An 18,591-nucleotide genomic window follows, 5' to 3' on the forward strand; every position below is an offset into this window, starting at 1 on the left:
AGTTTCTGGAGCAGACACCCCATGACCCATTCTGTATTGCACCCTACCCGACTACAGCAGACCCGGTTGCAGCAGGCCCGCGAGCTCGAACTTCCTTCCCGCGAGGCCATGCTGCGGCGCGCCCCCTCCGTCCAGCAATTCTGGGACAGCCATCGTCAGCTGCTGAGTGACGCCTGGCGTGAATGGGAAGCCGTCGAGCAAGACGACCTCGCCATCCTCGATAGTGGATTGATCGACGAGGCGCTGCGCACTGCCGTCAAGCAGGCGTGGGAAAATCCCGAGCGCGAGACGGACGTCAAGGCGCTGATGACAGAAGTCGCTACTGACGTCTATCAGTTCCAGCTCTTCGATGTCGAGCGCATTGCTGATCTGCGCAACATGCTGGAACAGGCATGGGACGCCGGCATTCCGCTGCGCCCGCCCTACGGCATCGTGCTCAATCGACGCGGCGCCATGCTCGACCGTCGCTCAGAGGGCTATCTGGCGGCACCGAGTTTCCAGGCGTTCTATCAGCAACTGCTGGACACCTACATGCGCCCGATCTCGCGGCTGCTGTTCCCGGAAATCATCGGCTACGACAGCCAGTCCTTCGGCTTCTCGATCCACTACCAGCCCACGACAGACGCCTCGATTCGGCCGCATACCGACGCCTCGTCCGTGACTCTCAACATCAACATGAACCTACCCGACGAGACCTTTAAGGGCTCTGAACTGGACGTTCTGGACGCCGCGAGCGGCGACGCAGTGCGCTTCTCGTTCACGCCCGGCTCGGCCATGCTGCATCGCGGTAATGTGCCGCATGCCGCGCAGCCGATCACCAGCGGCCAGCGCTCCAACCTGGTGCTGTGGCTGTATGGTGAGCGAGGCCAGATACCGCCACAGGGCGCGCAACGCCGGGCGATACCTGCCAGAGACCGCTGGGTCGCCTCGAGCGCCGAACAGGATGATTTCGCACCGTTCTGATGGCCAGCGTGCTCTACTGGTAAACATTAGTGAGCAACAACGACAAAGGGGGCCCTTGATAGGCCCCCTTTGTCGTTGTCATGCGCTCGATAACGGCGCTCAATCATCCCCTCATGACCACCTGATCATGGCCTCGCCTGCCATGACGGGAAAGCCGAGCAGGTCACGAAGGGTCGCGGCATCCGGCGAGAGAGTCAGCCAGCTCACGGCCGCGATATTGAGCAGTACCGCACACCAGAACACGAACCGGTAGCTTGTCTTGCGCGTCTTGTGGCGCAAGCTTTGCTGGGCGATCAGCGCGCCCGGCCAGCCACACAGCAGCTCCATGAAGTGCAAGGTATCCTCGCGGACTCTCTGTTCACTCTCAGCAGCGGCCAGTTTATCTACCCGATACGCCATGTACGCCACCAGGCTCATGCCCAGATACGCTGCAGGCAACATCCATGGCAGACGCTCCTGCCACCAGCCCGCTCCGAGTACGACCATCACGGCTAACGCCACCAACCATGCAAGCCACACCCCGGTAGAGGTGGTGGAAGCTCCGGCCCCATGGGTGCGAAAGCGGATGGCACGTGGGCGGTTGTTGTCATCCATGCCCAACTGATAGTGCACCTGCGCGCTGGCCTTGGGTCGCCCGCGCCCCTGGTAGGCGCTGATATGGGCAAAGACATCCTTGCCACCCGACGCCGGGGTAATGAAGCCAAAGCCCTTGTCATCGTTCCAGCGCGTCAATCGTCCTTGAAGGTTCATCGTCTCATCTCTTTCCGGGCAGGCCCTTAGCCGATGAAGGTACCCGTGGTGTTGCCGCCGCCCTTGCCGCCGGTGCCACCATCGTCGTTGTCGTCGTCATCTTTTTCATCTCTTTCATCTCTGTCACCCCTGCCATCCTTGCGCTCCCGCTCGTCACGCTGATCGCCCCATGAGTCCTGATCCCGCGAGTCAGCGCCGCCTTGTTCATGATCGCGGATATCGGCAGCAGAGGCCTTTTGCGAATTGGCGTACACGGCGAGCGCATCATCGGGATTGCGCGCCGAGACCTGAGCCTGCTCTTGATAGCCCTGGGTTTCCAGCAGGCTCGCGTACCACAGGTTGCCCTTGAGGCTGATGGTCAAGTTGAGGCCCAGGAACAGGATATTGGAGATCAGCTGCCCTCCCTGCGTCGCCGGAATGAAGACCGAGCTGAGCACGATGAAGCCGAACAGACTGGCCGCCAGCAGCCACATGCGCTTGTAGAGCGCCCAGAACAGGCCGAAGAAGAATGCCGGCCATGACCAGCCGATCTTGACGGCACGCGTCCCGTGCTCGGGATGCGTCAGAATACGAAATGAAGCCATCGTGAAAATCCTTGTCTGTGATGCCGAGCGGGCAACAAGCTGCGACAGGCTCGGATAAATGACACACGCTTCGTACTATACCGCCAGCCACTTGTCAGGACCATGAACTGATCTATTGCTATCTCACTGATTTGCATCGGGCTTGTCAGCCGCGCGAGTCATTCATGCCCAGCCATTCACACCGAGCCATTCACACCGAGTCTTTCGCGCCCGACGACGCAGCTCAAAGCGTCTGGATGACCAGCGGCTGAACATTGGCCGGATAGGCACAGCACATCAGCACCTGTCCCTGAGCCACGCCGGCCTGTGGCGGCTCGGGATACTTGACCTCACCCGCGAGCAGTCGCAATGCGCAGCTGCCACAGCGCCCGGCACGGCAACTGGACAGGGTATTCACGCCTGACTGCTCGGCCAGCTCAAGCAGACTGCCCTGTTCGGGTGTCCACTGTCGTGTGATTCCCACGTCGCTGGCCGATGGCTGACCAGGTGCCACGCGAGGCGTGAAGGTGACCCGGGTACGCTCCGGCAGGCTCTCCTGGAAATCTGCCGATAGCGCAACCGCGGTTGCCTCCCCGTCCTCCAGCGAACCACGCCCGAAGAATTCGTGATGCAGTTGCTCACGCGGTAACCCCAGCGCCAGCAAGGCGGCATGTTGCGCGCGCATGAAGCCCTCGGAGCCACATAGATAGACATGGCTGGAGGCAAGTTCCGGCAGGCTGCCCGCCAGACTCACCAGCTCCAATCTGCCCACAGATTGATGCCGCCCGGCCACGAGATCCGCCGCACTCGGGCGCGACAAGGCGATATGCAGATGCAGCCACGCATGGGCGCGCGACCAGCGCTCCAGCGTGTCGAGAAATGCCAGCTCACGCCCATTACGCGCAGCATGCAGGAAGACCACTTCGCCGAGCGGCGGATGCCCCGCTTCTGCCTGCTGTATCAAGGCCTCCAGCATGGCGATCATCGGCGTGATGCCGACGCCGGATGACAGCAGCACGCAAGGTGCTGGCAAGTCCTGCAACACGAAATCCCCCGCCGGGGGTGTCGCTTCCAGCACATCGCCCACCGCGAATTCATCATGCAGCAGTCGTGAGGCAAGTCCCTTGGGGTCGCGGCGTACCGAGATGCGATAGGCACTCTGTCCCGCCCGCCAGGCCTGCGAAATGCTGTAGCTACGCATCACCGCGATCTCGCCGCAGGACAAGGGCTTGCGTGGCGTGGAGGCCAGACGCAGGGTCAGAAACTGGCCGGGGTGATAGGCGTCGATTTCCGCCGGTTCGCGCTCCTGCCCCGCTAGCGGCCATGGCGCCAGATAAAAGGAGGTGATCGAGTCACTTTCGCGCACCTTGTCGATGACGCTCAGACGACGCAAGGGTACGGGCGCCTCGTCAGGGGCCGGCCAGTCACCGGTCTGCTCAAGCGACGGCGAGAGTTCGATCAGACGCCCCTGCGCCGGCAAGGCATGCTCGACATGCAGTACCTGCTCTGGCACCACATCCACGATGCGCTCGGCGCCCGCGACCAGCGCTGCCCGCTGGGGGTTCCAGTCGACCCGGGCACGCCCCTTGAGCACCAACACATCACCCGTGATGAAGTCGGGAATCAACAGGCTGACGCGGGAATCCAGCTCGATATTGCCCAGGGTGTTGAAGAAGCGATTGCCGGCAAAATCGGGAAACGACAGGCTGCCATCGGCATTCAGGTGCAGAAAGCCTGGCCTGCCGCCACGATGCGAGACATCCACGCCGTTGGGCGCAGCATCGTCCAGCTCACCTGCGCGGGTCGCGATGAAGAAGGTGTCCGCCTGGGCCAGCAAGGCGCGCGCCTCTTCATCGTTCCATGTCGCCTCGTCATTGAGTGCCACCTCGCGGCTGACCAGCGCTTTCGCCTGCTCGGCAGCCCAGTCGATCTCACGTTGCTGGATGTATTGCGGACAGTTGCCGAAGCTCTGATCGACCCCGATCCGCAGCCCATCGGGCCGCATGCCCGCCACCGCTTCAGGGGCAAGCAGGGTGCCATTCAGGCGATTGCGCCGCCGACTGGCCAGATCCAGCCCCAGCACGCCGACCCTGGTACCGGGAGTGAAATCCAGCCCCAGCAATTTCCCCAGCGCCGGTCGTGCATGCACCTGCAGCTCACCGGGCGTGGCATCGCAAAGCTGCCCGGGCGGCGCAAGGCTCACCACCGTCCACGGCCAGCCGTGGCTGTCAGGCACGCCCATGAACAGCACCGGCAGACTCGTGAAGAACGCGACATGCTGCTCAGGCATCCGGTCGCGCACGTAGGGGGCGACCTGGTCGAGATAATGCTCCGGCACGCCTGCGCGTGCCTGGACACGTCGCTCACCTGCATGAAACACCTGCCGATGCTCATTCATGGACAAACCCTCAGAATGACGGTGGGGCTCAGGCCAGTACCGGGCTCGTCGCCATGCCCACGAAGCCCGGTTCGGCTTCGATACGCGCAAGCCAGCCACGAATGGCGGGATAAGGACTCAGGCTGACACCCCCCTCCGGGGCATGCGCGATGTAGCTGTAACCCGCGATGTCGGCCAACGTCAGCCGCTCCTCCACCAGGTATTGCCGTTGATCCAGATGGGACTCCATGACGGCGAACAGGGCATGCGCGCGGGCGATGGCCTGCTCGTGGTCAAAGGGGGCACCGAAGACGGTCACCAGACGTGCCGTGCAGGGGCCAGCGGCAATCTCGCCGGCCGCGACCGAGAGCCAGCGTTGCACTTGGGCCGCTGCCAGGGCGTCTCCGGACATGAAGCGTCGTTCGCCGTCATAGCGCTGGGCCAGATAGACGAGGATGGCGTTGGAATCACTCAGGAAGACGCCATTGTCCTCGATGGCCGGCACCTGCCCGAACGGACTGATCCTGAGGAAGTCGGGCGCCTTGTGCGCGCCGTTGGCCATGTCGAGATCCACCGCCTCATAGGGAATGTCCAGCAGCGCCAGCATCAGCTCGACGCGGTGACAGTGGCCAGACTTCGGATTGCGGAACAGACGGATGGGCGCTGACGCGGCAGCAAAGCGTGGGTTCATGATTCACCTGACAATGTGAGGAAAAAGCAAAGAGGAAAGAGCCGAGAGCGGCAAAGCGCAGTGCGCTGCAGGAAACGTGGCAGGCAATGACGACTCAGAAGCCGAAATCGCTCAACCCGGGGTGGTCATCCGGTCGGCGCCCCAATGGCCAATGGAACTTGCGCTCGCTCTGCGCGATGGGGTGCTCATTGATGCTGGCGTGGCGATGGGTCATCAGCCCCAGCTCATCAAACTGCCAGTTCTCATTGCCGTAGGCGCGAAACCACTGGCCGCTGTCATTGCGATACTCATAGGCGTAACGCACGGCGATCCGATTCCCTGCGCTGGCCCACAGCTCCTTGATCAGGCGGTAGTCGAGCTCGCTTGCCCACTTGCGGGTCAGGAAGGCCACCACCTCATCACGGCCGGTCACGAATTCGGCGCGATTGCGCCAGCGGGTGTCCGGCGAATACGCCAGCGCTACCTTTTCGGGATCACGGCTGTTCCAGCCGTCTTCGGCAAGACGCACCTTGTGTGCCGCACTGTCTGGCGTGAACGGTGGCAAGGGATGGCGGGGCAGATTGGCTGACATGAAAGAGGCTCCAGCGGTTGGGGTGATCAAACACATCCCCACACTACTCTCCTCATCTGGCTACTAGAATCCTCAGCAGACACAATTGATCATTCCAGATAATGACAATAATTGACGCCAATGGGAGCCAAAGATGGACCGACTGCAGACACTGGAGGTCTTCGTGGCCGTGGCGGACGCCGAAAGCTTCGCGGCAGGCAGCCGGGCGCTGGGCATGAGCGCCCCCTCGGTGACACGCGGTATCAATGCCCTGGAAGCCCGCCTGGGCGCACGTCTGTTCACGCGCACCACACGTCGCGTGCGCCTGACCGAGATCGGTGGGCGGTATCTGGCGGATGCACGGCGCATTCTGGCGGAGCTTCAGGCAGCGGAGGATGGTGTCAGCGGCGCCGCGACACGCCCCACTGGCGTATTGCGCATCACCTGTCCCACCGAATTCGGCCGTCTCCATGTGATGCCACTACTGATGGAATACCTCGAACGCTACCCCGAGATGCGCGCCGAGGTGGTCATGGTGGACCGCGTGGTCAACATGATCGAGGAAGGCTTCGATATCGCCGTGCGTATCGGTTCCCTGCCGTCCTCGGGGCTTTCGGCACTGAGAGTCGGCAGCGTACGGCGCGTGGTGTGCGGCTCACCGAGCTATTTCGCCCGCGAGGGCACGCCGGACTCGCTGGAGGCCTTGGCCGGACTGCGCATCGTTGCCTCGAGCAACATGAATGCCAGCAAGGAGTGGCGCTTCGGCCACGCAGGAGAACACGCCATACGAGTGAGCCCCCGGCTAACGATGAGCAGCATTGCCGCCTGCATCGAGGCGGCCCGCAGTGGTTGGGGCATCACCCGCGTGCTGTCCTATCAGGTTGGCGAGGATCTCGCCGCCGGTCGCCTGCAGGCGGTACTGGAGGAGCTGGAGCCACCGCCGCTGCCGATCCACCTGTTGCACAGCGAGGGGCGCGGCGCGGTGGCCAAGGTCCGCACCTTCCTGGATTTTGCCGCCGAACGCCTGCGCGCCAATTCTGTACTGAATCCCTCACCGTCAGCGCGATTGACCGACTGAGCCCCCCTCCGACGGGCTGAAGGCCGTCATGTCCTGTTGCAGCAGGCTCGACAGCCGACTGGCGCCATCGCTCAACTGACGGCCCAGGCGGCTGATCAACTGCACATGCGGCGTGACGAATTGGGCTTCCTGCAGCGGGATTCGACACAGGCGGCCGGCGGCGACTTCCTCGGAGACCACGAACTCCGGCAGCAGGGTCACGCCGCCATGCAGCGCGAATTGCTTGAGCATGGCGAGGGCATTGCAGGTCAGGGTCGGGCTCAGCATCACACCGGCCTGATGTTCGGCCTGGGCCACGATCTGGCGGATGCCGAATGACACCTCCGGCAGGGCCAGGGAGTGACTGGCCAGTGCCGCCAGCGATAGCGGCTCGAGCGTGCCTGCCGCCCGCCTTGAGCCTTCCTGAGCCGCGAACTGTTGCCCCCTGAACGGCTGCCCCCCGAACTGTCGAGCCAAGACATGCTGCGGATTGACCACCGCACACACCGGCTGCGGCCGCGAGACGTGTGTGCGAATCTTCGGATCGCGAGTCGGGTGAAACACCAGCCCCAGATGCGCTTCGTCCTCGACCACCTGACGGATCACTTCATTGGTCCCGCATAGATTCACCTTGAGTTCGATGCCCGGATAACGCGCGGAGAAACGACTCAATGGCCCCGCCAGCCCCTCGATGAACCCCTCACCGATCGCCAGCACCAGCGAGCCACTCTGCAGCCCCTTCAATGACTGCAACGACTCGAGCAGAACCTCCTGCTGCGCCAGACGCTGCCGGTAATACTCCAACACCCGTTCCCCCGCCTCCGTCGGCTTGACCCCGCGACGATGGCGCTCAAGCAGCGGCATGCCCAGCTCATGCTCCAGCTGGGTGATCTGCCGACTGACTGCGGAAGGCGCCACATTCAGGAAATCCGCCGCCGCGCGCACGCTACCGAGTCTTGCCGCCTCATGGAAGTGACTGATACGTCGATCCTGCACCAGACTCATCACGCCCCCAGCATTGCCTTGAAGGCAACATTAAAGTGAATTCTGGATTATTGCTGGAACACAGAAGCGCTGTCCATACTCGAGTCACCGGGTAGTACTCCCCCTTTCACCACGACAGGAACGCCACAATGACAACAACCGTCGGTGTCATCGGACTGGGCAACATGGGCGGCGGCATGGCCGCGACTCTCGCCCGTCATGACTTCCCCGTATTCGGGTTCGATCTATCACAGGCTGCGCGTGACAAGGCGGCTGCGTCAGGCGTCACGCCGGTCGATTCCCTCACCGAGCTTCTCGAGAAGGTTGAGGTGGTGATTCTCTCACTGCCCAAGGCCGAGCATGTCGAACGCCTGTGTCTGGGCGGCGAAGATGCGCCAGTCAGCGATGCAGCAGACGACCACCAGGCCGAAAGCCTGCTGGCCCTGGCCAGGCCGGGACTGATCGTGATCGACACCACCACCTCGACTCCCGAGACCAGCCGCAAGGTGGCAGCGGCGCTGGCGACGCGCGGTATCGACTTCATCGACGCCCCGGTGTCCGGCGGCCCCAAGGGCGCCGCGAGCGGCAGCATGTCGATGGTGATCGGCGCCGAGGATGAGGTGCTGGCACGCGCCAAGCCAGTGCTTGAGACCATGAGCGGCAGCCGAGTGCACGTCGGTCGCTGCGGGGCGGGCAATGTGGCCAAGATCGCCAACAACATGCTGGCTGCCTGCCATCTGATCAGCACGGCGGAAGCCGTTGCCATGGCCGCCAGAGCGGGCGTCTCCCCCGAGAAGTTGCTGGAAGGCGTGAATGCGGGTTCCGGGCGCAGTGGCGCGAGCCAGGTGATGTTCCCCAACTGGGTGATCAACAAGGCCTACGATTCCGGCTTCACCATGGGCCTGATGCGCAAGGATGTCGGGCTGGCCAGTGAGCTGGCGCAACAGCTCGGGATGGAACTGCCTCTCGCCAACGCCGTCGCCCAGCTCTGGATTGAAAGCAGCGCGACGCTGGATGACAGCGAGGATTTCTGCGCCATCGTGCAACGCACTGACCCGACTCTCTTTGGCCACGGAGCATAAGCCATGTTGACCCACGACATGACCCCGGCATTCTCAACGACTCAGCGTATCGCCGAACTGATGCAGGCGTTTCAGGACAGCAGCCAATCTCAAGACGACACGCTTGTCGTCAGCAGCCTGATCGGTGGCGAGTTCATCAAAGGAAGCGGTGAGAGCATCGAGGTGCGCAACGCCCAGGATGACAGCCTGATGCTGTCCTTCCCGGATGCCGACATCTCTCAGGTCGCGCTCGTCAATGCCGCCAGCCGCGAGGCCCAGCAGCAATGGGCCGCCCTGACCGCCCAGGCCCGCGGGCGCGCCATCTACCGGATAGGCAGCTTGATCCGAGAGCAGGCCGACACCCTGGCCGAACTGGAGGCGCTGAGCGCCAACAAGCCGATTCGCGATGCGCGGGTCGAGGTGGCCAAGGTCGCCGAGATGTTCGAGTACTACGCGGGCTGGGCCGACAAGCTGCACGGCGAGGTGATTCCGGTCCCGACCTCGCACCTCAACTACGTCACCTACGAGCCGCTGGGCACCGTGCTGCAGATCACGCCGTGGAACGCCCCCATCTTCACCGCCGGCTGGCAGATCGCCCCGGCCATCACCGCCGGCAATGCGGTGATTCTCAAGCCCTCGGAGCTGACGGCGCTGTCCTCGCTGGCGCTGGGCGTGTTGATCGAGCGCGCCGGTGTGCCGCGCGGGCTGGTCAATGTCATCGCCGGTTACGGCCATAGCATCGGCCAGGCGTTGATCGCCGAGGGCGACATTCGCAAGGTGGTATTCGTCGGCTCACCCGCCACCGGCCGCCACATCGCCACCGCCGCGGCGCAGCGCTGCATCCCCTGCGTGCTGGAGCTGGGCGGCAAGTCCGCCAACATCGTGTTCGAGGATGCCGATCTCGAGGTGGCCCTGCGCGGCGCCCAGGCGGCCATCTTCTCCGGCGCCGGCCAGAGCTGCGTGTCCGGCTCGCGCCTGCTGGTGCAGGCCTCGATCTTCGACAAGTTCACCACTGCGCTGGCCGAGGCCGCCACGCAATTCACCCTCGGTGACCCGCAGGACCCGGCGACCCAGATCGGCCCGATCAACAACGCGAAGCAATACCAGCATGTGACGTCGATGCTTGCCGGCGCCATCGAGGACGGCGCGCGTCTCGCCGATGGCTCAGCAGACCCCGTACCGGACACCGGCGGCTATCATGTCGCGCCGACGGTACTGCTGGGTGACAACGCCATGGCCTGCGCGCAGGAAGAGATCTTCGGCCCGGTCGTGGTCGCCATTCCCTTCGAGGAGGAAGCCGAGGCCATCCGCATCGCCAACGACAGTCGCTTCGGGCTGGCCGGCGCCGTCTGGACGCGCGACGTCGGGCGCGCCCACCGCGTGGCACGCCAGGTGCGTGCCGGCACCTTCTGGGTCAATGGCTACAAGACCATTCACGTCAGCTCGCCCTTCGGCGGCTACGGCGAGAGTGGCTATGGCCGATCCTCAGGGCTGGATGCGCTGCGCGAATACAGCGAAGTGAAGAGCGTGTGGGTCGAGACAGCAGCCGAGCCCGCCGCCAGCTTCGGCTATGGAGCGAGTCTGGAGTAGCGAGATGTGATCGTGTTGCCTGTCAGCAGGGCAGCGCCCAAGACAAGCAGTGGTTGACGGGATGCATGGCCTTGAAATGCCATGCATCCTTGCTCCCTCCCCGCATGACACCGCAAGGCGCCGTGGATTTCCCTCCACGGCGCCTTGCGGCGTTTGACGGCATGCGCCAGCATCGACTTCCGAATTATGAGTCCCGGCGTCGCGGCCAGCGGCAAGCAGTACTCCCGTGACAAGCCCCCGTCCATCGCCCCGACGACACAAGGATACGTGAATGCGCGTCAAGACCGACTTCCCCCATCGCGTCCGCGAGATCGAGCACACGCTGATTCCGCTCTCGGACGGCAATCAGCTGGCCGCCAGAATCTGGCTGCCGGAAGACGCGGAACAGGCACCGGTGCCGGCCATCCTCGAATACCTGCCCTACCGCAAGAGTGACGGCACCATCGCGCGTGATGCCCTCACCCACCCCTACTTCGCGGGCCACGGCTACGCGTCAGTGCGCGTCGACATGCGCGGCAACGGCGAATCCCAGGGGCTGATGGAGGATGAATATCTGCCACTGGAGCAGTCCGATGCGCTGGAGGTGATCGACTGGATCGCCAATCAGCCATGGTGCAGCGGCAAGCTCGGCATGATGGGCATCTCCTGGGGCGGCTTCAATTCGCTGCAACTGGCCGCGCACCGGCCCGAGCCACTCAAGGCCATCATCACCCTCTGCTCCACCGATGATCGCTACACGGATGACATCCACTACAAGGGTGGCTGCCTGCTCAACGAGAACCTGGCCTGGGCCGCCACCATGCTGAGTTTCTCCGCGGCACCGCCGGACCTGCGTCTGGTGGGCGATGAGTGGCGCGCCATGTGGCAGGAGCGTCTCGACGAGATGCCGCTGCTGGCCGAGACCTGGCTGTCGCATCAGCACCGCGATGCCTACTGGAAGCAGGGCTCCATCAACACCGATTACGCCGACATCGAAGCGGCGGTCTATGCCATCGGTGGCTGGGGCGATGCCTACAAAAACACCATCGGGCGGATGATGGAAAACCTGACTTGCCCACGCAAGGCGCTGATCGGCCCGTGGATCCACAAGTATCCGCACTTTGCGGTGCCCGACCCCGCCATCGGCTTCCTGCAGGAAGCGCTGCGCTGGTGGGACCACTGGCTGAAAGGCGAGGAGAATGGCGTGATGGACGAGCCGTCCGCCACCTTCTATCTGCAGGATGCTCTGCCGCCGAAGACGATGTATGCCGAACGTCCGGGACGCTGGGTGCAGACCGACGGCTGGCCCGCCAGCAATGTCGAGATGCACCAGATGTCGCTGAGCGAATCAGGCCTGAGCGACGACGCACATCAGGGCCAGCAGGCACTCGCCAGGCCTGTCGTGGTGGATTCACCGCTGACCGCGGGTCGTCATCAGGGCGAGTATTGTGCCATCTGGTTCGGGCCTGACCTGCCTGCGGATCAGCGTCTCGATGATGCACTCGCCGTGTGCTTTGACAGTGAACCGCTCGACGCGCCGCTGGATATCCTCGGAAAGCCCAGGGTCACGCTGACACTGACCAGCGACCAGACCTGCGGCCAGCTGACGGTGCGCCTGAGTGATGTGCAGCCCGATGGCCAGGTCGCACGCATCACCTACGGCGTGCTCAACCTCGCGCTGCGCGATCATGACAACCCGCAGCCTCTCATTCCGGGCGAGCCCATCAATATCGAGCTGGAACTGGACATGGCGGGCTATCGGATTCCAGCCGGCCACCGTCTGCGCGTGGCACTGGCGTCAGCCAACTTCCCGATGGTGTGGCCGGCACCCCGGCGAGCGGCTCTGACCCTGCAAGCGGGCCTGCAATCACTCGGGCTGCCGGTCTTTACCGGCGAGGCCGTCGACAACCCCTTCGCGGCACCGGAATCCGCCCCACCGGCCAACATCAGCGAGCAGCGTGCCGCCAGGCCGAGTCGCAGCGTGGTGGAAGATGCGGCCAGCGGCGAAGTCACTACCATCGTCGCGGATGACCTGGGCGCGATGACGCTCGAAGATACCGGCATGCGGGTCGAATATCGCTGTACCGAGCGCTATACCGCGCACCCGCAAGATGCGGATCGCACCCGTGCCGAGATCGTCTGGCACTACCACGCCGGACGCGATCAGCACGGGCGTGACAGTGCGCTTGGCGAGACCACCCCGGGCCAGTTCGACGTCCGCGTCGAGAGCCACTATCGCATGCGCTGCGACGCCGAGAACTTCTATCTCGAAGCCGAGCAGATCGCCTGGCAAGACGACGAGGAAGTCCACCGCCGTGACTGGCAGCGCACTCTGCCGAGAACATCGGTCTGAGGCGCTCGCTCAGGCGCCTGGCGCGTATCTGTCCTGCGAGCGTTGTTGCCAGGCGGCCAGCTCCGCCGCCAGATAGGGCATGAAGCGCTGCCCCTGACGCGAGATGGGATGAAAGCGCGAGGTGACCAGCGCGACATCCAGAGTGATGGTCGGTGTGAAGGGCACGATGCGCAGATGGCAATCGCGGCGGGCCAGCATCGCCTCCGCCGTCACCGGATCGATCAGGGCGATCCCCAGCCCTTCGTTGACGAGCATCGCGACCGAGGGAAACAGATGGGTCTCGATGCTCGCCTGCAAGGTCATGCCGACCTGCTGGAAGGCACGCGCGAGTTTCAGAGTGCTCTGGTGATGCTGGTCCAGCGTGATGATGGTCTCCCCCGCCAGGTCCGCCGGGCTCAGTGACGCCTTCTCGGCGAGAGGATTGTCTTCGGGAACCGCAAGCGCCATGCACAGCCGATATTCCTCAAGCACCAGCTCCTCGATGGTGGCGTCCGACTCGATGACGCCGAGATCGAACTGGCCCTCGGCGACCCACTCGGCGATCTTGCGCGAACTGAACGTCTGCAACGACAGGCGGCTGTCGGGGAAGTCGACAAGATAGCGCGCCATCACTCGGGGCATCACCGTGGGAGACAGCCCCGGCATCGAGGCCACGGTGAGCTTGCCGGCATGGCCGTCACGCAGTCCATCGGTCAGCTCATCCAGGTGGCCCACCGAGGCCAGCACCTTGTCGACCCCCTCGGCCAGATGGACGGCTTCCGGCGTCAACTGGGTGCCGTAGTGGTTGCGGCGAAAGAGCAGAAAGCCGACTTCGCTTTCCAGATTGGTGATCGCCGTGCTTACCGCGGGCTGGGTGATGGCCAGGCGACGCGCTGCCTGGGAGAGACTGCCCGTGCGTACCACTTCCTGAAAGATCTGCAATTGACGCAGGTTGTGTCTGAGTTTCATGACGGCTGGGCTCTCATCTCATGGCAGGGCTCTCGTGGCAGAGCTCTTGTGGCAAAGTCTTGTGACAGGGCTCGCATGGCAGGGCTCCTGTGGCAAAGCTCTCGCAGCGGGGCACTCATGTCCGGATTCTCGAGACTAGCCTTTCTCGGGCAGACTCTAAATTGTTCTTATGACTTAATAGACAGCCTTTAGTTGTGCTTATACCCCCTGCGGGAGGAAGCTGACCAGACCCTCATAACCAACAACAAAGGGCCACAGACAATGCATATGATCGACCTCATGGGGCTATTGCTGTATTTCGCGATACTGCTCTACATCGGCTATCGCAGTGCCAGGAAAACGTCCAGCAGTGCCGACTTCGCCGTCGCCGGCAACAAGATCATCTGGCCGGTGCTGTTCGCCACGCTCGCCGCTTCCTTCCTAGGCGGGGGCGCCTCGATGGGCCGCGCCGGCAAGGCCTTCGATGAGGGCTACGCCTTCATGTTCGCGGCCTCCGCCTTCCCCATCGCCACCATCATCGCAGGCCTCTACATCGCACCGCGCCTCAAGCGCTATGCGGGAGCCCAGACAGTCGGTGACATCATGGCGCATCACTATGGTCGCAGCGCTCGCCTGCTGACCGGCATCTTCTCGCTGATCTTCTGCGTGGGCATCCTCGGCGCTCAAGCGCTGGCCATCGGTACCGTCTTCAATGCCATCCTGGGCATCGAGATCAGCACCGGCATCCTGATCGGCATGGCAGTGGTACTGGTGTACTCCACGGCCGGCGGCATGTGGGCCGTGATCCAGACCGACGTGGTGCAGTTCGTGATGCTCGCGGTCTTCCTACCCATCACCATGATCGTCGGGCTCGACAAGATCGGCGGCCCCGATGCCCTGATCGCCGCGCTGCCCACCGAGCACTTCAGCATCATGGGCGATTACACGCCGCTGATGTTCATCAGCATCTTCATCGCCTTCCTGCTCGGCGAGACCCTCGTCCCGCCCTACACCCAGCGCGCCCTCTCGGCACCGGATTCGCGTCATGCCAAGATCGGCTACTCGCTGGCCGGCGGCTTCGGCCTGCTGTTCTATGCCGTCAGCTCCACCATCGGCCTGATCGCGCTGGTGCTCTATCCGCAGATCTCGCCGGATCAGGCCATGCCGGAACTGATTCGTGACGCCCTGCCGCTGGGCCTGACCGGTCTGGTGCTCGCCTCACTGCTGGCCGTGGTGATGTCGACGGCGGATTCCTACCTGAACTCGGCAGCGGTCATCTTCGTGACCGACATCTACAAGCCATTCATCAATCCCGCCATGTCCGGCAAGCAGCAGCTGTGGATCGAGCGCGGCGTCAATCTGGCCATCGGACTGGGCGCCATCGTCTTCGCGCTTTACGCCACCTCGATCATCGATGCGCTGCTGCTGAGCTACGCGCTGTGGGCACCGACCATCCTGCTGCCGTTCATCTTCGCCGTGCTGTTCAAGATTCGCTGCAAGCGTGCCGGCATTGCCGCGATGCTCGCCGGGGCACTGGCCACCAGCGTCTGGAAGTGGAGCGGCCTGGAGCTTGAGGCATTGAGCGGCATCACGCCGCTGATCGCCGGCGTCATCGCCAATATCGTGGTCTTCACCCTCGTCTATCAGTTCTTGAACGCGGCGCCGGACCACAACGGCAATAACGCCCCGACCCAGCCCACCCATTCCTGAGGACCTGACCATGTTCGGACTGACCCTGTATGTGATCTGCCTGCTAAGCATCCTCATCGCCGTGGGCATCGCCATCGCCTCCTGGAAGTTCTACCGCGACAACTGAGCCATCGGCAGGGCCTGCGCCGCTCGACCATGAGTCTTCCCAGGCTCTGTCATGACCCGTCATGGCTCTGTCACGACCCTGCCACCGTCTTCACCACGCCGATCATGTCGGGCAATCCGCCCGGCATGACCGGCAAAGAGAGTACGCGCGATGACCCCGCAATCCTCCGCCGCCGAAGCGGCGAGCCACGACAGCATTGCCGTCATTGGCGCCGGCATCATCGGCCTGGCGACCTGCCGCGCCTTGCAGGCACGCGGCTATCACGTTCGACTGTATGACCCGAATCCCATCGGCGAAGGCACCTCCTTCGGCAACGCCGGCCTCATCGCCAACTACGCCACCTCGCCGATGGCCAACGGCGATACCCTGCGTCAACTGCCGGGCCACCTGCTGAGCAGACAGCCCTCCCTTGCCATCGCCCTGCGCCACACGCCGGCCCTCGCGGATTTCGGCTGGCGCTTCCTCAAGGCGGCAACGCCCTCCAATTTCCAGCGCCACAAGGCGGACCTGATCGCCTTGCTGGCCAATGCCGTCGAACGACAGCATGCCCTGATCGATGATCTGCAGACCAGAGCGACCACTGCACTGGCCAGCCAGACAGGTTGCCTGCAGATTCAGCGCGACACCGCCATCACCCCGGTATCGCTGGAGAAGATGGCCCAGGCGAAGCGCCTTGACGGAGTCGAATGTCAGGCACTGGGCGCGAACCAGCTGCGGGATCTGGAACCGTCGCTCAACTCGAAGGGACTGGCAGGCGGCCTCTACTACCCTGATACCCGCCATCTCACCAGCCCGCTGTCACTCAGCCGCCAGCTCTTCGCACAGCTCGAAAAAGGCGGCCTTGAGTGGACGGCGCAGCAGGTCGATGCCCTCACGCCGCTTTCCAGTGGTGGCTGGCGCATCGACACCGCCACCACCTCACAGGAGGTCTCGCATGTGGTGATCTGCGCCGGTATCGCGAGCAATACGCTGCTGGCAGGACTCGGCAAGCGTCTGCCGGTGGTCAGCGAGCGCGGCTATCACATCGAGCTCGCCACATCGCTGCCACTCGCACGCCCGGTGGGCTGGCTGGCGCATCACTTCTACGCCTCGCCCATGGCCGCAGGCATACGCCTGGCGGGCACCACCGAGTTCTGCGCGCCATCGCGCCCCGCCTCGCCGGAGCGTTGGCAAGCCCTCAAGCAATGGGGCGAGACACTCTTCGGTCAGCCGCTCGACGTCGCCCGCCACTGGATGGGCGTGCGTCACTCCACCCCTGATGGCCTGCCGGTAGTAGGCGAAATGCCCGGCTGCCCCGGCCTGCTGCTCGCCTACGGGCATGGCCACCTGGGCCTGACACTCTCGGCCGAGACGGGCGATCTGGTGGCACGCACGGTGGCGCACGAACCCCTGCCGGAATACGCGCGCAGCCTGTCGCCCGCCAGGTTCTGCCAATGATCCCGCTCTCCTGAGCAAGCAGAACTGCACTCTTGCCCATGAAGACGAAAGCCCCTGACAGGCGAGCCTGTCAGGGGCTTCTTGTTTCTTGCGTCAGAGCTTGCAAGAGCTTCTGCTTACAGAAGGTGGAGAGAAAATTTCCGCTCCTCAATACACGAAAGCGAACAGGAAATTGAAGATCAGCGCAGCCCCGAAGCCCAACGGCGCTGCCTTGAACAGCAGCTTGGGCAGTAGGTCATTGCGACGCTCTTCACTGGGGCATGAACCCAGAATCAGGCTACCGCCGGAAGAGAATGGCGAGATAGCGGTGGACTGAGCACCGATGACAATGGCGACAAACAGGATCATCGGGTCAATTCCCAGCTGGGTGGCCAACGCCGGCACGACAGGGAACAGCGCAGGCGTCACCACTCCCAAAGTGCTGGCGAAAAGCGACATGATCGCTGAGATCACTCCAAATACGATCGGCACCGCGTAGACCGGGATATTGCCGCTCACCCAGGAAGCCAGAAGATCGATAGTGCCGACCTTGATGGCAATCGAGATCAGCATGCCGACACCACAGATCATGATGATAGTGCCCCACGGCAGCGAAGCGATCGCCTTGCGCTCATCCCCCAGCTTCATCAACAACGCGATCACCGAGAACACGCTGGCAATCAACCCTATGTTGATGCGGTCGTTGACGTAAGCCACCAGCGCATTATCCGGCAGGATCATCGCGGTGATCGGCGGTGCCAATACAGTGACCATCAACAGCAAGGTCAGACGCAATGTCAGTCGCTGCTCACGGTTCATCGGCGAGGGCTGGGCAGCATCGGTAATTTGCACACCGCCCTGACTTCCTCGCAGCGAGAACAGCACCAGCAGTCCCAGCACCACGATGGGCACGACCATGGTCGCCAGGAAGATGCCGAAACTGTAATGGAAGGCATCACCGGACGAGATGCCGGCACCGGTCATCAAACCTTGAAAGATGATGCCACTCTGACTGGAAACGAAGTTGGCCCCCGCCAACGCGCCGTAGTTGACTGCCATGGCACCGACGATCAGCGACAGGCGAGTCTTGTCACACAACAACAGCGTGATGGGCGCCATGAAGGCCAGTACCGTGTAGTAGCCTGCACCCAACGCCGAGATGATCACCGACGAAAAGAAGATGGCAAACGGCAACAAGGCTGGCACATTGCGACAGCGGTATAGCAGATGTTCCGCCAGCTTCTCAAGCGTGCCGTTGACGATGGCGAAGTTATAGAACAGACAGACCGAGAAGATGATGAAGAAGATCTTCAGCGGCCATAGGCCGATCACCTCGTTGGGCGACATTCCAAGCCAGAAGCAGCCAATCAGATAGGAGAAGGCAATGGCGAACAGACCGATGTTCAGGCGCAAGCGATAGCCCAAGACGATCGAGACCACGATGGCCAGTATGACGACAAGACTCGACATGGCGAACACTCTTGTTATGTGGGGACAGGGCAGATGTGGCAGGA

Annotated in this window: 15 protein-coding genes; 7 read left to right on the forward strand and 8 right to left on the reverse strand. The window is 63.3% G+C overall.

Annotated features, from left to right (window positions below; translation table 11 throughout):
• The first annotated feature begins 21 nt into the window (after window positions 1-21).
• A complete protein-coding gene (locus tag H2O77_RS10570) occupies window positions 22-963 on the forward strand; it encodes a 2OG-Fe(II) oxygenase (protein ID WP_215822988.1) in 942 nt (313 codons plus the stop codon).
• A gap of 111 nt (window positions 964-1,074) precedes the next feature.
• Here H2O77_RS10570 and H2O77_RS18070 read toward each other — a convergent pair whose 3' ends face one another.
• From H2O77_RS18070 to H2O77_RS10595, 5 genes are all read right to left on the reverse strand, one after another.
• Window positions 1,075-1,713, reverse strand: a complete 639-nt coding sequence (locus tag H2O77_RS18070; protein WP_215822989.1) for a cold shock and DUF1294 domain-containing protein — start codon at window positions 1,711-1,713, stop codon at window positions 1,075-1,077.
• 26 nt (window positions 1,714-1,739) lie between these two features.
• A complete protein-coding gene (locus H2O77_RS10580) occupies window positions 1,740-2,297 on the reverse strand; it encodes a DUF2628 domain-containing protein (RefSeq protein ID WP_215822990.1) in 558 nt (185 codons plus the stop codon).
• Between the two features lie 223 nt (window positions 2,298-2,520).
• A complete protein-coding gene (locus H2O77_RS10585; protein ID WP_215822991.1) occupies window positions 2,521-4,674 on the reverse strand; it encodes a pyridoxamine 5'-phosphate oxidase family protein in 2,154 nt (717 codons plus the stop codon).
• 28 nt (window positions 4,675-4,702) lie between these two features.
• Window positions 4,703-5,344: a glutathione S-transferase gene (locus tag H2O77_RS10590; RefSeq protein WP_215822992.1), complete on the reverse strand. Its 642-nt coding sequence runs from the start codon at window positions 5,342-5,344 to the stop codon at window positions 4,703-4,705.
• 94 nt (window positions 5,345-5,438) lie between these two features.
• Complete coding sequence (locus H2O77_RS10595; protein ID WP_215822993.1) at window positions 5,439-5,915, reverse strand: nuclear transport factor 2 family protein; 477 nt, start codon at window positions 5,913-5,915, stop codon at window positions 5,439-5,441.
• Window positions 5,916-6,048: 133 nt separating this feature from the next.
• Between H2O77_RS10595 and H2O77_RS10600 the strand changes: the two genes are divergently transcribed.
• On the forward strand, window positions 6,049-6,972 hold the full coding sequence (locus H2O77_RS10600; RefSeq protein WP_215822994.1) for a LysR substrate-binding domain-containing protein: 924 nt from the start codon (window positions 6,049-6,051) through the stop codon (window positions 6,970-6,972).
• Here H2O77_RS10600 and H2O77_RS10605 read toward each other — a convergent pair.
• The gene (locus tag H2O77_RS10605; RefSeq protein WP_215822995.1) at window positions 6,952-7,956 is read right to left on the reverse strand and encodes a LysR family transcriptional regulator; all 1,005 of its coding nucleotides are present in this window, start codon (window positions 7,954-7,956) and stop codon (window positions 6,952-6,954) included. The two genes, H2O77_RS10600 and H2O77_RS10605, sit on opposite strands and share 21 nt — an antisense overlap.
• 128 nt (window positions 7,957-8,084) lie before the next feature.
• On the opposite strand from H2O77_RS10605, the gene H2O77_RS10610 reads away from it, so the two are divergent.
• From H2O77_RS10610 to H2O77_RS10620, 3 genes are all read left to right on the forward strand, one after another.
• Complete coding sequence (locus H2O77_RS10610; protein ID WP_215822996.1) at window positions 8,085-9,017, forward strand: NAD(P)-dependent oxidoreductase; 933 nt, start codon at window positions 8,085-8,087, stop codon at window positions 9,015-9,017.
• Window positions 9,018-9,020: 3 nt separating this feature from the next.
• A complete protein-coding gene (locus H2O77_RS10615) occupies window positions 9,021-10,586 on the forward strand; it encodes an aldehyde dehydrogenase family protein (protein ID WP_240548573.1) in 1,566 nt (521 codons plus the stop codon).
• 271 nt (window positions 10,587-10,857) lie between these two features.
• Window positions 10,858-12,918, forward strand: a complete 2,061-nt coding sequence (locus tag H2O77_RS10620; RefSeq protein WP_215822997.1) for a CocE/NonD family hydrolase — start codon at window positions 10,858-10,860, stop codon at window positions 12,916-12,918.
• Between the two features lie 9 nt (window positions 12,919-12,927).
• Here the strand turns inward: H2O77_RS10620 and H2O77_RS10625 are convergent, their stop codons facing one another.
• Window positions 12,928-13,866 (reverse strand): LysR family transcriptional regulator, encoded by a 939-nt coding sequence (locus tag H2O77_RS10625; RefSeq protein WP_215822998.1) that lies wholly within the window; start codon window positions 13,864-13,866, stop codon window positions 12,928-12,930.
• A 261-nt stretch (window positions 13,867-14,127) separates the two neighbouring features.
• Between H2O77_RS10625 and H2O77_RS10630 the strand changes: the two genes are divergently transcribed.
• A complete protein-coding gene (locus tag H2O77_RS10630) occupies window positions 14,128-15,555 on the forward strand; it encodes a sodium:solute symporter family protein (protein ID WP_215822999.1) in 1,428 nt (475 codons plus the stop codon).
• 256 nt (window positions 15,556-15,811) lie between these two features.
• Complete coding sequence (locus H2O77_RS10635; protein ID WP_215823000.1) at window positions 15,812-17,098, forward strand: FAD-dependent oxidoreductase; 1,287 nt, start codon at window positions 15,812-15,814, stop codon at window positions 17,096-17,098.
• Between the two features lie 147 nt (window positions 17,099-17,245).
• Here H2O77_RS10635 and H2O77_RS10640 read toward each other — a convergent pair whose 3' ends face one another.
• Complete coding sequence (locus H2O77_RS10640) at window positions 17,246-18,547, reverse strand: SLC13 family permease (protein ID WP_192839290.1); 1,302 nt, start codon at window positions 18,545-18,547, stop codon at window positions 17,246-17,248.
• Between the last annotated feature and the right edge of the window lie 44 nt (window positions 18,548-18,591).

This window comes from Cobetia sp. 4B (genome assembly GCF_018831605.1).
In the GTDB taxonomy this organism is placed as follows: domain Bacteria; phylum Pseudomonadota; class Gammaproteobacteria; order Pseudomonadales; family Halomonadaceae; genus Cobetia; species Cobetia amphilecti.

Coding starts and splice junctions, on each gene's coding strand:
- H2O77_RS10605 (WP_215822995.1), bottom strand. CDS start 7,956: ATGAGTCTGGTGCAGGATCGACGTATCAGTCACTTCCATGAGGCGGCA.
- H2O77_RS10640 (WP_192839290.1), bottom strand. CDS start 18,547: ATGTCGAGTCTTGTCGTCATACTGGCCATCGTGGTCTCGATCGTCTTG.
- H2O77_RS10590 (WP_215822992.1), bottom strand. CDS start 5,344: ATGAACCCACGCTTTGCTGCCGCGTCAGCGCCCATCCGTCTGTTCCGC.
- H2O77_RS10630 (WP_215822999.1), top strand. CDS start 14,128: ATGCATATGATCGACCTCATGGGGCTATTGCTGTATTTCGCGATACTG.
- H2O77_RS10570 (WP_215822988.1), top strand. CDS start 22: ATGACCCATTCTGTATTGCACCCTACCCGACTACAGCAGACCCGGTTG.
- H2O77_RS10615 (WP_240548573.1), top strand. CDS start 9,021: ATGTTGACCCACGACATGACCCCGGCATTCTCAACGACTCAGCGTATC.
- H2O77_RS10610 (WP_215822996.1), top strand. CDS start 8,085: ATGACAACAACCGTCGGTGTCATCGGACTGGGCAACATGGGCGGCGGC.
- H2O77_RS10600 (WP_215822994.1), top strand. CDS start 6,049: ATGGACCGACTGCAGACACTGGAGGTCTTCGTGGCCGTGGCGGACGCC.
- H2O77_RS10625 (WP_215822998.1), bottom strand. CDS start 13,866: ATGAAACTCAGACACAACCTGCGTCAATTGCAGATCTTTCAGGAAGTG.
- H2O77_RS10620 (WP_215822997.1), top strand. CDS start 10,858: ATGCGCGTCAAGACCGACTTCCCCCATCGCGTCCGCGAGATCGAGCAC.
- H2O77_RS10585 (WP_215822991.1), bottom strand. CDS start 4,674: ATGAATGAGCATCGGCAGGTGTTTCATGCAGGTGAGCGACGTGTCCAG.
- H2O77_RS10580 (WP_215822990.1), bottom strand. CDS start 2,297: ATGGCTTCATTTCGTATTCTGACGCATCCCGAGCACGGGACGCGTGCC.
- H2O77_RS10635 (WP_215823000.1), top strand. CDS start 15,812: ATGACCCCGCAATCCTCCGCCGCCGAAGCGGCGAGCCACGACAGCATT.
- H2O77_RS10595 (WP_215822993.1), bottom strand. CDS start 5,915: ATGTCAGCCAATCTGCCCCGCCATCCCTTGCCACCGTTCACGCCAGAC.
- H2O77_RS18070 (WP_215822989.1), bottom strand. CDS start 1,713: ATGAACCTTCAAGGACGATTGACGCGCTGGAACGATGACAAGGGCTTT.